Origin of the sequence: Psychrosphaera sp. B3R10 (assembly GCF_018861025.1) — a bacterium.
Classification (GTDB): Bacteria; Pseudomonadota; Gammaproteobacteria; order Enterobacterales; family Alteromonadaceae; genus Psychrosphaera; species Psychrosphaera algicola.
Genome location: NZ_JAHKQH010000021.1, coordinates 35279 through 51190, shown reverse-complemented (window position 1 = coordinate 51190; position 15912 = coordinate 35279). Strand labels below are relative to the sequence as shown.

The 15912-nt window shown below is 40.4% G+C and carries 10 protein-coding genes; 2 read left to right on the top strand and 8 right to left on the bottom strand.

Annotated features, from left to right (window positions below):
* Positions 1-3 precede the first annotated feature (3 nt).
* Together KO525_RS07060 and KO525_RS07055 are read left to right on the top strand one after the other, a co-directional pair.
* Positions 4-798: a GDSL-type esterase/lipase family protein gene (locus KO525_RS07060; protein WP_215963094.1), complete on the top strand. Its 795-nt coding sequence runs from the start codon at positions 4-6 to the stop codon at positions 796-798.
* Between the two features lies 1 nt (position 799).
* Positions 800-2065 carry an SGNH/GDSL hydrolase family protein gene (locus tag KO525_RS07055; protein ID WP_215963093.1) on the top strand — a complete coding sequence of 422 codons (1266 nt, stop codon included), beginning with the start codon at positions 800-802 and terminating at the stop codon, positions 2063-2065.
* 125 nt (positions 2066-2190) lie between these two features.
* On the opposite strand, the gene KO525_RS07050 is transcribed toward KO525_RS07055, so the two are convergent.
* The 8 genes from KO525_RS07050 to KO525_RS07015 all read right to left on the bottom strand — a co-directional run bounded on the left by KO525_RS07050 (position 2191) and on the right by KO525_RS07015 (position 15768).
* Complete coding sequence (locus KO525_RS07050; protein ID WP_252736534.1) at positions 2191-2964, bottom strand: DUF2167 domain-containing protein; 774 nt, start codon at positions 2962-2964, stop codon at positions 2191-2193.
* Between the two features lie 509 nt (positions 2965-3473).
* Positions 3474-4715 (bottom strand): glycoside hydrolase family 27 protein, encoded by a 1242-nt coding sequence (locus tag KO525_RS07045; protein ID WP_215963092.1) that lies wholly within the window; start codon positions 4713-4715, stop codon positions 3474-3476.
* A 145-nt stretch (positions 4716-4860) separates the two neighbouring features.
* A complete protein-coding gene (locus KO525_RS07040) occupies positions 4861-7980 on the bottom strand; it encodes a TonB-dependent receptor (protein WP_215963091.1) in 3120 nt (1039 codons plus the stop codon).
* A 110-nt stretch (positions 7981-8090) separates the two neighbouring features.
* Positions 8091-11336, bottom strand: coding sequence for a glycosyl hydrolase (locus KO525_RS07035; RefSeq protein ID WP_215963090.1), 3246 nt, complete (start codon positions 11334-11336; stop codon positions 8091-8093).
* A gap of 916 nt (positions 11337-12252) precedes the next feature.
* Positions 12253-12861, bottom strand: coding sequence for a glutathione S-transferase family protein (locus KO525_RS07030; RefSeq protein ID WP_215963089.1), 609 nt, complete (start codon positions 12859-12861; stop codon positions 12253-12255).
* A gap of 102 nt (positions 12862-12963) precedes the next feature.
* Entirely contained in the window at positions 12964-14016 is a 1053-nt protein-coding gene (locus tag KO525_RS07025; protein WP_215963088.1) for an NADP-dependent oxidoreductase, read from the bottom strand.
* A 26-nt stretch (positions 14017-14042) separates the two neighbouring features.
* Positions 14043-14471, bottom strand: a complete 429-nt coding sequence (locus KO525_RS07020) for an organic hydroperoxide resistance protein (RefSeq protein WP_215963087.1) — start codon at positions 14469-14471, stop codon at positions 14043-14045.
* A gap of 139 nt (positions 14472-14610) precedes the next feature.
* Entirely contained in the window at positions 14611-15768 is a 1158-nt protein-coding gene (locus tag KO525_RS07015; RefSeq protein ID WP_215963086.1) for an iron-containing alcohol dehydrogenase, read from the bottom strand.
* Positions 15769-15912 lie beyond the last annotated feature (144 nt).

Here is a 15912-nt window from a genome sequence, read left to right as displayed (position 1 = left end):
AAAATGACAAAAATAAACCTCCGTTATCTTTTACCATTGCTAGGATTTTTTGCTGTATGTTGTTTCAACCTTTTTGCACATGATGATGCAATGTCAATTGGCAAAACGCCGTCACAAGCTAACAAGTATCGGTCAATCAACGCTGTACCTAGACTAATTGATCATTCGTGGATGACATTATCGACATGGTATCAACGTCATTCCGAACATCTACAATTAGCCCGCGAAAGCTCTCCAGATATACTGTTTTTAGGTGACTCAATTACCGAAAGTTGGAATTGGGGGGAAGGCAGACAAGAGGTTTATCAACAATACTTTAGTCAATACAAAGCTGCTAACTTTGCTATTGGCGGCGATATGACACAAAATTTACTATGGCGTTTACAACATGGTTTAAAAGGTAATTTGTCCCCTAAAGTTGCAGTTATAATGATTGGTACCAACAACTTTCTGCATCAACATCAGAGCCCAGAAGAAGTCGCCATAGGTGTAAAACACGTTATATCCCAGGTACAAATTATGTACCCAGACATCAAAGTACTTACTCTTGGTATATTACCGCTATTTCAAAACGCAGATAACAACAGTCGTTTGTACGTCGCACAGACAAATAAATTAATAAACAATTTTGCTGATGATATGTCTGTGACTTTCTTAGATTTTAGTAGCAAATTTTTAGATAAAAATGGCGACATACCGCAGGCATTAATGGCAGATTTCATTCACCCAACAGCCCAAGGTTTACATATCGTTGCAAAACATGTGGCACCCGCCATAAAAGTATTATTAGGAAAATAACATGACGATACAAAGTAAATTGGTTATCGCTAAGGTAGCTAAAATCAAATCTACAAGGTTAAAATCAACACTTAAAAGGTTGTTAACCGCTTGTCTTGTAACCCTAACTTTAACGTCATGTGTCACCACAGAGAACAAATCGGGTATAGTAAAAGCCAACAACGATAAAATAACAGTTATGGGTCGCACCATAACAACCCTGGACGGCGCTGTGCAGTTTAGTTATCCAGGCGTTACCTTTGTAATGAATGTGAAAGCAAAAGGCTTCACGGCAAATCTATCAAGCACGAATGGTACAAACTATATCGATATAAGTATTGATGGTGGAGAACCTAAATCTTTTAAAATTTCCCAACAACGCCAAAACATAACATTATTTATGTCACAAAACATTGAGCAACATAATGTCGTTATTCAGCATCGTTCAGAAAGCTGGCATGGCACTACCACATTACATAACCTAACGCTTAATGATGGGCAGTTACTAGACGCCCCGACCTTACCAAATAAAAAGATACTATTTATTGGCGACTCCATAACCTGTGGTGATGCGATTGACCGCCCTATTCCATTGGCTAAAGAACAGTGCAAAAAAACTAATGCTTGGTGGAATGCCAAACAAACCTTTGGCATGTTACTCAGTGAAAAATTTGACGCTCAGGCTCACCTTGTTTGTTTTGGTGGCAAAGGGGTAGTAAGAACATGGCAAGGCAAAACTAACGAACTTAACGCTGAAGACTTTTATCTCTTGTCCGCACCAGACAACAAAGATAAATCAAGATTATTGGCTACGTCTTTTCGAAACCAAACAAACCTAGACGTTAACAAAAAGGCCAGTGACCAGCATAAAAGTGACATATACAACAATGACAATCAAATAGAAAAACGCCTTTGGCCTCAACAAAACTATCACCCGGATCTTGCGGTTGTCGTGTTAGGCACTAATGACTTCTCAAGTGCTGCCGGAGCATTTCCTGAACAAGAACACTTTGTTAAAAGTTATCGACGACTAATATATAAAATACGCAACGACCACCCAGGCGTTAAGATAGCGATTAGCGATGGACCAATGTTAAGTGGCGAAGCAAAACGAACGCTCAGAATGTACTTAACGGAAATAGTCGAACATTATAAAAGCGACGAAGTATCTTTGTTGTTGGCCGAACATAATCCAGGTGATAGTTGCGATTATCATCCAAATAAAGACATCCATAAAGTTATTGCAAATGACTTTTATCAACCGTTAAAACAGTTGATGCATTGGTAAAGACGGCTTGAGTTTGGCTGTTAACAACGAATAAGTAATGCGCTTTAAAATAGAAGTTGGAGGCCATTGGGCCTCCAATGTTAAATAAAATAGGTACAGCTGCTAATTTGATTATTTAAGCTTATCTATGCTTCTTTGCGCTTAAACTTGCGTTTAAAAAATGCCCCTATTGCAACAATAAAGATGACCCCAAATTTTTTCAGAAAAATAATTGCAGCGGCAATAAATCCTGTTTTAGCAATAACTTTACCTGCCACTAATGCGCCTAGGCCATAAGCGGCAACGTTATCAATTTCTGGGTCAAAATCTCGATAGGTGGACCCTTGGTCGAACTCTGCTATCGCCAACACCGAACCTAATCTCGATTCAATTAACGCTTGTTGTTCTATACTCGCGATGAAATTAAGTACTAAAACTCCTTTTCGACCTAATACGCGAATGTTGTAATTCAGAGTATTTATCTCTTGCTCACCAAACTTTATTTCTTTTGCCCAGTGCAACTTATGGCTCTCTGCGTCGTAATAAGGTGGAGCAGCCCAGCCGATTAAAGCAACAGCACCATAACCAAGTTTAATACGTTCTTCATTGACCGAATCAGTGTCTGACTTCATTTGCACTAACAGCTCAGAATAGTCAATGTCATCTGCGTCTTCGTCAGATACATAACCATCTTCCTCATATTCAATAGTGACTGCCCAAGATGTTTGATCAAATGGCGTCATGTCCGCTGGGAATAACATGCCTAATGTGTTTTGTCCTGGAGGGTTGCCCCAAATTTCTACCAATACCTTTTCCGCATCTTCAGGACTTAAGTAGTAAAAATCTTCAGGGACGTTTAGGGTGGCAACTGCATTAGGTAATTTAATATTACCAGTCTGTAGGTCTAATGAGGCCAACATCTGTTTGGCCCATACTGTGTACTTTTATTCATCCGTTAATTCTGTCCCTTTACTTGCATTAACAAATAATGGCAGGAACAAAAATATTGAAATAATATTTCCTGTGAAATTCATCTATATTCCCTTATATGATTTTTGACGCTTTGGCCTCTGTAATTCAACCAATCGAATTGGCATTACCTACCTGTTGGGGTTGTAAATCAACACCCAGACACAATATTATTTATAACGTAATTAATTCCTTATTGAAATAACTCAGGCCATAAATTAGCTAACACCAAGCAATAAGTAGAATAAGTATGTTTTTCGCTATTAGGTTATCGAAAAATAGAAGCTCAAAACACTAAATTTAGCTACATGCATTGTACCTATGGATAAGCGGAGTTTGGCCGAATGAAAAACACATAAAGTCAGGTGAAGTTTCAACACCAGCCAAGCCCCATTTAACATATTACCTATCAAATTGTCTTACACAACTAAACGCAATAAGGCACTGTTTTAGTTTTTAGTTAATGTTTATCTTTGTTGCTGATCTTATCAAGACGATAAACAACCACACTATGACTTGCCACTTCGACGGTTAGCGCTTTATTGGTTGTGCCTAGCGATCTTTTATTCCACAAATCAGTTATTTGAAATCGTGAATTAATAAAGTTGGTTTTATATTTATTGCCTTCTACTGGAAAAAACGGGTCAACGACATCTTCTTTTTTCCAGTCAAAATGGACTTTTTGTGACTTCTCACCACGATTTAATATCATCATCGCCCATGACTTGTCAGCAAGTGGTTTAAACCAATATTCCATCTCGTGTTCCACTTTATATTTAAACGCCTGTACACCATGCTTGTCTTGATTTATCGCAATAATGTCACTATTTGTTAATGTGTTTTTAGCCTCTACTGACATCGTTCTTAGGTCATTTCCTGCAATAAGTGGCGCGGCTAACATAGCCCATATTGAGAAGTGAGCTCGGTCTTCATTTACCGACATAGAGTTACCAACTTCCATCATGTCAGGGTCGTTCCAATGCCCCGGTCCAGCGTATTGACGCAGACCATCCTGCATATCTAAGATCCGCATGATGCCCCACGATGACCAAGTTCCATGGTCAACTTCACAATCCCAACAGTCGATAATATCACCTGTAGTTCGCCACAGGTGTCCCATTTCCTCTCCCCATAACCAAGGTTTGTTGTCGCCCCATTCGCAGATACTTAATACCACAGGTCGTTTGGCCGAAAATAAGGCATCACGCATAGTGCGATAAGCGCCTTCAGCTTTTAGATTTTCAGTATTACACCAGTCGTATTTTAAATAATCTACTCCCCAACGTGCGTACTGCAAGGCATCTTGATATTCATAACCATTACTGCCAGGTTTACCGCCACAGGTTTTATCCCCTGCGTCTGAATAAATACCCAGTTTTAATCCTTTGCTATGTACGTAGTCGGCAACTGCTTTCATTCCCGATGGAAAACGCGTTGCGTCAACTTGAATAAACCCATTATTGTCGCGTTCACCGTGCCAGCAATCATCAATATTAATGTATTCGTAACCAACAGCTTTCATGCCAGACGAAACCATTACGTTGGCCATGTCTTTAATTAGTTCTTCGTTAATATCGCAGGCAAATGTATTCCAACTATTCCATCCCATAGGCGGCGTTTCAGCAATTCCTTCAAACTTATTAGCGCTAGCTTGCACTGACAATAGAAGGATACCTATAGCTGCAATTTTTTTTGTTTTCATAAACACTTTATTTCCATTTCATTTATTATTTACATCAACGTCTTAAAGGAAAAACCAACTAACTCTTGTGTTAGACATCGATACTGTTTTTTAATAAAAGCAAAAAAAAAGCCCATTTATATGGGCTTTTCTATCGTTAAATTAATTACATTTTAACTTGTATACCAAAGGTTAAACGACGTTCCGCATAAACACGGCTATCAATGTTTGATTCCCATTGGTGGTAATTTTCTTGATACTCTTCAGTTAAGTTTGTGCCTTGAAAAGACACAGTAACCAATGGAGTAACGTCATAACTTATTGAGGCATCAATATAGTTTGTTGCATTGGTGTAATAAGCAAATGCATAGTTACCTTCATATTTAACACCATTAAACATTTTGCTACGGTAGTTATGAGCGATACGCGCCTGTAAGCCGTAGTTTTCATACCATAACGCTAAGTTTGTTTGGGTTTCTGAATTACCAATGCCGGGTAACGAACCACCGTAAAAGTCCAAATCGTTACTGTCACTTGGTGAATAAGTAAAGTTAGCAGTTACGCCAAAGCCACTCCAAAATCCGTCTAAAAAGTCGAATCCTTGTTGATAACCCACTTCAACTCCTGGGTCACTCCAGTCGCCTTCAATGTCGAATGTTTCAGTCGTTTGAATTGGCACCGTACCGGTAAACTCACCAGACGTTAAGTTGTAACCACGGACAACACCATCACTATCTACAATGTCGTCACGTTGAATAAGTGATGTCCTAAAATCAGTATTCCCTTTAACCATAAAGGCACCAATATTAAACATACCGGTTTCGCTAAAATACCACTCGTAAGACACTTCGGCGTTGTCATTACGATTTGGTTGTAAATTAGGGTTACCATCTTGGCCGCCGCCAGTGGCACAGAAAACCTCTTCGCCCTGGGCATTGTCTATCGCACAGTTTTTAACGCGATTAACGGTTAAACCACCAGCTAAACTATCCGTGTTATGAGTAGAAACTGTTTCGGTATAACTAAACCTAAGAATTTGCTCTTCAGTTAAATCAAACGCGATGTTGAGAGCCGGCAAAAAGTCCTGATATTTATTAATCGTATTAATTTTATTGCCATCAGGTTGTAAAATCCCTGGGCCAATTAAATAAGATTGTCCATTAAAAACGGCTGAATTGCCCTGTAAACCTTCACTTTGGGTAATATCAAACTCGGTTTCGATATAGCGAAATCCAACATTACCTGAGTAAGGGAAGCCCGCTAGTTCACCTTCAAGGTTAAATTGAACATACGCTGACGAAGTCGTTTCTTTAACGTTATAGATATTAGCTGCGTCTGGTACAAGTACGTTTGTACCATAGATGTCATTATGCCAAGCGATAGGATCTTTCATCGCTTCTGGGTCAATAAAATACAACTCGCCTAACCCTTCTGCTCCATGAAAATCGCTAATGCCTTTAATCATGCCTTTTTCGTTAAGCTCGGTAAACGACATGGGGTCAATATAAGACTCTAACGTAATTGGTGCCTGAGTAGCTGTATCTTTCCAACGAGCTAAAAACGCATCACCGTATTCATTTGTCCGTGCAACACCGCCATACCAGCCTTGTTTAGTGACTTCTCGTTGCCCTAAACGTACACCAAAATCAACAGATGTCACCATTTCAACGACATCCAATTCTAAATCGTAAGCGCCGTCTAAACGAACTACGTCAAGATTTGCATTTGAAAACTCACCGTAAAGGTTACTCGACTTATTGCTATAACGATTTAAGTTACTACCAAACTTTTCTGTCGAACCATCTTCTAGTACCACGTCATCGAAGGCCCAATTTTGAGTGCCACCAAAATACGAAATATTCACTGGAATTTGGGTATATGAATCCACTTCAGTACCATCTGGCAATCGTGCATTTACGCCATCGTAACCCCAAGGATTAGCATCGCTAATAAAGTCAGTACCTGGACCGTGGAAGGTATCGCCAATCTGAGAACCAGAAGTTACAAATGAATCGATAATACTGCGACTCATATCGTTATTTGCTTCACCGTGCACCCAACGTAAGCTGAGTGTAAGTGCCTCACCGTTGTCATACGCTAACTCTAAATTAGTATTTAGCGCTTCTTTTTCTGTCGCCCAAGTTTGAGAATGGGTTTTTACTGCTCTAGCTTGGTAATCAGCAGACTGAATTGTGTAAAAACTACCTTCATTAGTCACCGGCTCACCATCAACCTGAGTAATATTTGGGTATTCAGTTACAGACTCTGGCGTATACCACCCTGTAACCCCCTGCCAAGCCTGGCTCGCAACAACACCTGCAAAGTATTGATACTCGTTAAGTTTTGTATAGAAAACGTCACTCGTTATGCTCCACTCGTCCGTTATTTGAAATTGAACCGAAGCGTTTACGCCTGTGCGTTCACGGTCAATAAACCGGTTAGCGGCTTGATGCCCTTGGAAACCGTAATACACGTCATTTAAGTCGCCATCGCCATTTACATCTACATTGTCTTGGACAAAATTAGACGCCTCTGACGCCATAAACGCCCAACCACCATATTGACCAGGTTCACCACCTTGAGACCCAGTAGTATAGTCAGCCAAATAGCTGTCTGATTTAGACACGTTTAGTGTGAAACCAAATTCGCTATCGAGGTTATAACCAACAAATGCTGAGATTGATGGGTCAGTTTCTTTACCTAATGAACCTTGGCTTACTTCTGCTTTACCTAAAGCAGTCCAACCATCTTCAAGTAAAAACGGACGGTTTGTACGTAAATCGATAGTTCCGGCCAAACCACTAATTAGGTTATTGGCTTGTGATGACTTATAAACATCTAAGCCAGAAACCATTGTAGATGGAATGTCAGCAAAATCAGGTGTCACGGTTGTAACATTACCTGCAGATAACATTTGCTCGCCATTCAGCGTGGTCATTACGTTACCATTACCACGAATGTTAACTAAGGCTCCTTCACCGCCTGAACGTGTGATTTGGATGCCCGTAATACGTTGCAGTGAATCTGCAATTGTTGCATCGGGTAACTTACCAATATCAACAGCAGATATTGAGTCAACAACACTTCCTGAAAAACGTTTGGTGTTCATCGCATCAATTAACGACCCTCGAATACCTGTGACCTCAATTACTTCTATTTTATCAGCACTGTCTTTTTCATTTGTCACTTCTTCCGCTGCGTATACTGGTACCGCAGTCATAAAAATTCCTGCAACGATACTTGCAGACAGTAAATTCTTTTTAAACTCTTTCATATTGGAAGACATATTCATTCCTATTGACATCAGGTTAACTGTGTAGTGGTTGGGGGGAATATCCACGATATTTCCCCGGCATTACCACTACTTATATTTATTATTTTTAACGGTGTTAGGGATTACTCAAACGTAATGTTGTCGACATAGTATTTCGACTCAGTTGCGTTGTTCACCGCTCCCATAAATCGAACACCAAATCCACTAATCTCGCCCATATCACTAATATCTAACATCAGTTCAGTTCCAGTTGATGCTAAGTCAACTGCACCGCTGTCGCGCCAGACACCCTCTTTGTCTTTTGCAAATAGCTGTACTTGAACGGCATCACCTGCATTAGCGGCCAGCGCCGTGACCTTTAACATGGTTACGTCACCTAATAACAAACCACCTGCTGGGTAAGTTTGTAAAATCACGTCATCGTCGCCATCAACTAACTGTGCTGTTCCAACAAGAGAATTTTCTCCTTGTGCTGCCCAATCAGTTGCTAACAGCAAACCTGCTGTTGGTGTCCAGTTAACTTGGAACTCCCAATTATTTGTCCCTTCAAAGTCGTATATAACTTTGTCGTCTAAACGGACGTTATCAAGATAAAAGCGTGCGTCTGTAGCTGAAGCGTCTATGCCTTCATATTGGAATCCAAGTCCGGCTAACCAATCAAATTCAGTAACATCAACAGTAAGCTCTACACCACCGTCAATAATTGTTACTGCGCCACTATCTGCCCATTCCCAGTCATCACCATGTTTAACAAACAGTTTTACCGTCACGCCCACACCGGCACCAATAGCATGACCACTAACTTTTACTGTCGTCACATCACTAACGTCGATACCACCTTCTGGGTATGCTTGGAACATTGCGCCGGTAGGCTCTGTAAGCACACTAAGATCTTTGATCATCGTTAATGCTTTGTTGCCACTTGCAGACCAATCAGACGTTACAGTTAGACCAGGTACACCACTCCAGTTTATTTGGCTTTCAAAGCCTGATGTATCAGGTTCAAAATCGTAAATAACTGTGTCGTCTAGGCGTACATTATCTAAGTAGAATTCAGCAGCAGTTGATGTCGCTTCAAACCCTTCAATTTGGAAGCCGAAGCCCGCTAACCAGTCAAATTCAGTCACGTCGATTTCTATTTCAACACCACCGTCAACAACTGAAACCGCACCACTGTCAACCCAAACCCAGTCATCTCCATGCTTAATAAAGAACTTAATCGTTGTACCAGCACCTGAATTTATGGCGTTTCCGCTCACTTTAATCGCAGTGACATCAGTAACATCTAAACCACCAGCTGGATACATTTGGAACATCACACCCGTTGGTAATTCAGCCTCTGCACTTAAGTCTTTAACTAAGGTTAATGCGCGAGTACCACTTGCTGCCCACTTATCACTAGTTGCAATACCTGTTGTTGGGGACCAATTGATTTGTGCTTCAAAATTAGCCGTGCTTACTTCAAAACCCTCGAACAATCCTGCTTCTGTTTTGCTTCTTCCACCTGGGATATCCGCTAAGTTAATAACACCTTCATAGGCATAGTTTGCGTCAATAATTGTCGCCTCCGCGCCATCAGGACCGATGTCATCGCCTTCTTCCCAAATATTAGAATTCCACGTAATAAAGAATGACCACCAGGCGTTTTGCTCGTGCATGACTGCAATGTCTGGAATTGTGCCAGTCTCTGTTAGTGCAACAAGTTTTTTGCCATTGTGACGATCTTTAAGTTTGGAATATTGGCTTTGAAAACTGTCGCTGGCATTATTAGTTGGTTCGGCATAACCGTCATAACCTACAATGTCGACATACATGTCACCTGGATACCACTCAGTATCGAGATCCCTGGCGTGGGTATAAACCCATATCAAATTGTTAAGGCCGTGATGATTAGTCATACGGTCATACATGATGATCCATAATTCTTTTAATGCATCTGGACCAGCAGCCCCCCACCAAAACCAACCACCTTCTGCTTCGTGTAATGGACGCCATAAAATTGGAATATCCATATCCGTCGTAAACTTTTTAAGCTCTAACGAAACCGTGTCGATATCAGCAATTAGCGCAGCGTAATTCGCACCCGTTTTATCAGCAAGCGCCGCAGCTAAATCAAATGTTGTACCATTTGGATAACCTTCAGATTGAGTATAAAAACCCTGCCACCAATTTTCTTCATCAATATCAGTTGGCGCATTCCAGTGGAATAACGCCGACAATATGACATTTTTATCATTGTGTGCGGCTATCATGTCTTCAGTAAGACCTTGAGGTGATGTATGTGATGCTCGTGTAGCAGAAAAATCAAGATAATCGAACGCAACAATTGCAGGCGCATCATCATTTGTCGCAGTTACAATTTTATCAAATTCAGTTAACGGGAAATGCCCATCCACAAGCGTAGGGTATTCTGTTTGACCAGATAACGTAGCCGTTCCGTAGTTAGAGGTTAAATACTCCATTAAACTAACCGTTGCTGCTGTTGCATTGGGGTTAACCAAATCAGCAGGTACGGCTAATGGACCGGCAGGCTGTGCTGCTGGGACTGTCATCAAGTAGTCAAAACGGTAATAATTCCAACCATCGCTGACCTCAATAACATTATTACCAGCATTTAACTTAACAACCCCAATGCGGTATTCAGAAAAATTACCAGTCGCATCTACGGTAAATTCATTACCTACCCCGTTTACCGTAATTACCGCATTTTTACTGCCATAACCCGATGCTGGAATACCAAATGCGGCATACAAGGTAACAAACGTATCTTGTTCCATAGTAATGTTATAGGTAACTGATGCCCCGGGAATGATATCGAGGGTATGAGATCCCGACGCGCCATTTAAATATCCATCTTCACCTGCAGATACAAGTTCAACACCAGCTAACGTCGCGATACTGTCATCTTCAACTTCGTAAAAAACTTTTGTTGCAGGGTCAAAGACCACAATTTCTATAATATCAACTAAAGGATTTCCGTCAGCATCAACAGCTGCAGTGCCGTCACTTTCACGAGCAGAAATTTCAAACGTAAATGATTCTATACCAAGGATATTTGGTGCAATAAAAGAGAGCTCAGTTGACGACCAATCGGTAATACCTGTGATAGGTGTACCTGCGGTTTGCGTCCATAAAACTGTTTGGTCCGTTACTGTTCCAACAAGACGACCAGAAAGCAACACTTTACTTCCAGGTTCGTATTCAGCGCCTTCACCAGCGATTACACCAAGTGGTCTCTCTTCTGGTGTATATTCAACAGTATCAGTATTTAATTTTGCTTCTTCGATCCCACAACCGCTAAGAAGTCCTGACAGCGACACTGCTACTATCAATGCCCCCACAGATTTATTTTTTAATAACACACTCATTGTTATTCCTCTTTTTATTTTTATATTTACCAACCTAACAATAATGAGGTTGGTAATCTCCCCGTAGATACAATTTTTTCACACCACACAAATGAACCGGTTCATTTAGTTATGCAAAAAAAATCCGATTCAATCCTAAAACCAAAAGAATGAACCGGTTTATTTATTCCATCGATAAAGCTAAACTAAAATTAACCTCATTTCAATAACTATTTTTAGTTAAATATAAACGACTAATATTAAAAACAATTTTGATTATTGGTCTATTTCATTACAACTAATTTACGTAATAGGATAATAAAATATGACTAAGGAAACCGTTCGTTGTGGTTCTACTTTGTTGCTAAGAGTATATAAATCAATAAAGTAGATTAATGTCGGAAGGAAATATCTTTGCATTCTCGTCTGCATCATCTAACAATAGGTTTGTAACAACCACTTCTAATGCCAGCAAGGTATCTCACAAATTAGTTGGTTTTTATTTTAATACAAAGCCCCTTTTAGTTTTTTAAATGATATTTACGGCTTTTTTTTCAGCCCAATTGACGTTAATCGCACAATCAAGGAAGAAAACAAACCGACTAACAAAACAACAATCTAAATATTCAATATACATCGTAAGTGTAATACCTGAAAATGTAATCTAGCTTGTTGTTAACCATTAAATTAAAATGAAAAAAACTAAAATTGTTACTTCTATAAGAAGGTACAAAAGATAAAAAATGAGGATGTGAATTATACGGTATTCACAATTCAAAATTGGCTATTTTTGAACCGGTGCATAATATTAGGTGTGAGAATAACAAGGGTGATAATACTGCCCAACACAGACACTTTTTACCGAAATTACAGCAGTAAACCGAGATAACGTGCCTAATGATTGATTAGGCACTTCAATGCAAGTTAGCCTTTAATTTTAGCCTTGGCTAAACGCCGCTTGATAGGCGGCCCTGCTTTGCATCGTTGTTAAATAGGCCAATGTATTAGTGCGTCCCTTTAACATGCCTCGTTTACCGGCAATTTCTAACATAATGGTCATCATGATGTCAGCCGCGGTAAAGTTATCGCCGGCAAAATAAGGACGTTGGGTTAACGTCGATTCAATATAAGAAAAATCGAGGGCAATTTCTTTAGCGATATAACCATCCATTGGTTTAGTGCCGTCGCGCCCTTCCATCGTCATAAATAAAGACGTAATCACGGGGAGGCTTAATGAGCCTTCAGCAAAGTGTAACCATTCTAAATAATGATAATATTCCTGCGAACGGGCAACCGGACGTAATCGGTTTTGTGGGTCTTGGTCTAATAGGTATTCCATAACCGCACCTGATTCACAAAGTGTTAGCTCACCATCGACAATGACCGGCGCTTTTGCAAGAGGATGAACTTGTTTTAAACTATCAGGAGCCAATTGTGTTACCGGGTCCCGCTGATGCTTTACCACGTCGTAAGGTAACTGCAACTCTTCGAGTAACCACAGAACACGTTTTGAACGTGACGCATTTAAATGATGTACCGTTATCATAACTTTCCCTTAGCTTATATAGCCGTTAACTGGTCTATATTTTGATTCATACAAACAAAATGCCCTTACTGTTAAAGTAAAGGCATCCATTTAAAATTTAAGTTAACTTAGGTTGTCAGGGCCAATACGAACCACCAACTTGCCAAAGTTTTTACCTTCAAGCAAACCGATAAATGACGATACCGTATTCTCGAATCCTTCCACCAAATGTTCTTTGTATTGAATTTTACCCGCAGATAACCAGCTGGCCATCGCCTCGCTAAATTCATTGTATCTATGACCATAGTCATCAAATACGATAAACCCTTGCATCTTAATGCGCTTAACAAGTAATGCGCCCATCAATGCCGAGGTACGGTCAGGTCCACTTGGTAATTCGGTGGCATTGTATTGTGAAATAAGACCACACAGCGGAATACGTGCACTTGAGTTAAGTAAAGGCAATACCGCGTCAAAGACTTTACCGCCAACATTTTCGAAATACACATCGATACCGTCACCGCATGCATTTGCGAGTTGTTGTGGTAATTCATCTGAGTAATGATCTAAACAGGCATCAAATCCAAGCGTATCGACTACGTATTGGCACTTCTTTGCGCCACCAGCAATACCAACGACTCGACAACCTTTGATCTTAGCTATCTGCCCTACTAAACTGCCAACGGCACCAGACGCTGCTGCTACGACTACGGTTTCACCGGCCTTTGGTTGACCTATATCTAACAATCCCATATAGGCAGTTAAACCAGGCATACCCAATACGCCTAACGCATATGAAGGGTTAGTGATCGTATCATCAAGCTTAAGCAAGTTGTCACCATCGGAGATGCTGTAATCTTGCCAGCCACCATATGCAACAACCCAATCACCTTGATTAAAGTCAGCATGATGAGACTCTTCAACACGACACACACTGCCGCCGACCATCACACCATTTATTGCAACAGGGTCGGCGTAGGATTTGGCATCATTCATTCGGCCACGCATATACGGGTCAAGTGACAAATAAACGGTACGTAACAAAACCTCTCCACTTTTAGGCGTAGGTCGGTCAGTTAATACCGTTTTAAAATTGTCAGTTGTTGGTGCGCCAAACGGGCGTGATGCCAATACAATCTGACGATTGGCCGTTGCTGATTGGTTATCTAACGTCATCAAAAAAATCCCTCTTAGCCAGTTATTTATAAAACGTTTAACGTAACTTTAATATTGCCACGTGTTGCATTCGAATAAGGGCAAACAACATGCGCTTTTTCGACCAATGCCGTCGCTGTTTCTTTATCAATATTACCTAAAGAAATGTTGAGTTCTGCTTCAATACCAAAACCTTGAGTAATTGGACCAATAGATACTTTTGCATTTACATAGCCATCTTCAGGAAACTTAATTTTTGCCTGGCCCATAACAACTTTAAGTGCGCCGATGAAACATGCAGAATAACCCGCAGCAAACAATTGCTCAGGGTTCGTGCCTTCGCCGCCAAGTCCGCCGAGGCCTTTTGGCGTCGACAAAGAAATATCTAAGTGGCCGTCAGTTGATTTAGAAGCGCCGTCACGGCCACCTGTTGTGGTAACTTCCGCGGTATAAAGTACTGAATTTAATTCGTTCATATTAATCTCTCTATCTAATGAGTCGTTAGGTTACTAAGTGACGGTTTTGCTTTATGACAGACAATCAGTAACCTAATTATTTGAGTCCAATTCTAAGATTGGCTCGGCCGTAATCATGGAATAATTCGTATGTTTTAAGCTAAAGCGCTAACTCGACAATTTCACGACTGACATCCAATGTAATATCACCGTGTTCGCCAAGTTGAACCATGCCATGTTGTTTTAACTTATCTATAATGCCATCAACGTGTGTTTCGTTAATGTCGACATCCGATAGGCGAGTTGGTACACCCATACGTTTAAAGAAGTCTTCGGTTAACTCGATAGCTTTATCAATTTTTGCAGCATCGTCATTACCCGACAACGACCATACTCGCTCAGCATATTGAATGAGTTTTTCACGTTTTTCATTTCGCTTAACTTTCATAACGGCAGGAAGAATAATTGATAAGGTTCTTGCGTGGTCAATACCAAAACCACCAGTTAACTCGTGACCTATCATATGAGTAGACCAGTCTTGTGGCACACCAGCCGCAATGAGGCCATTTAGCGCCATCGTCGCGGACCACATAATATTAGCGCGAATTTCTAAGTCTTCTTTCGTATCTGCTTGTAATGCTTTTGGCCCTTCTTCGATTAGAGTCAATAATAAACCTTCTGCGAAACGATCTTGAACCTTGCCATTTACGCTGTATGTTAAATATTGCTCCATTACATGCACAAATGCGTCTACTACACCGTTACTGATCTGACGGTCAGACAACGACAATGTCACCTTAGGGTCTAGTACAGCAAACTGCGGGCGTAATAACGGGCTTGAGAATGGTATTTTATTCCCATCACGTGTCACTACTGAATTACCATTACTTTCAGAACCCGTTGCCGGTAAGGTTAACACTGCGCCAATGGGTAAAACGTTATTTACAGGTGATTGTTTAACAAGAATGTCCCAGGGATCGTCGCCTTCAAATAAAGCGGCAGCTGAAATAAACTTAGCACCGTCGACAACAGATCCACCACCAACAGCCAGTAAATAATCAATACTTTCTTGTTTGATGATATTTTGTGCTTTCATTAATGTGTCGTAGCTTGGGTTTGGTTCGATACCGGAAAACTCAAACCATGTGTGATTAGCTAATGCCGTGACAACTTGGTCGTAAACACCATTACTTTTTATCGAACCACCGCCGTATACTAATAAAACCTTAGCATCTGCTGGAATTTCTTTAGTGATCTTAGCGATTTGACCTTCGCCAAAATGAATTTTTGTTGGGTTTTGGAAACTAAAATTTAACAAGGCTAATTCCTTTTCTTTTAGGGTAATGCAACGCAATTAAGTTGAGTCAGCTGCATGGAAAAATAAAGCGCTTAACTATATACAACATAGGTAGTTAGCTAAGCGAAAAAATGATCACTTTTATTTAACTATTTTAGAAATAAC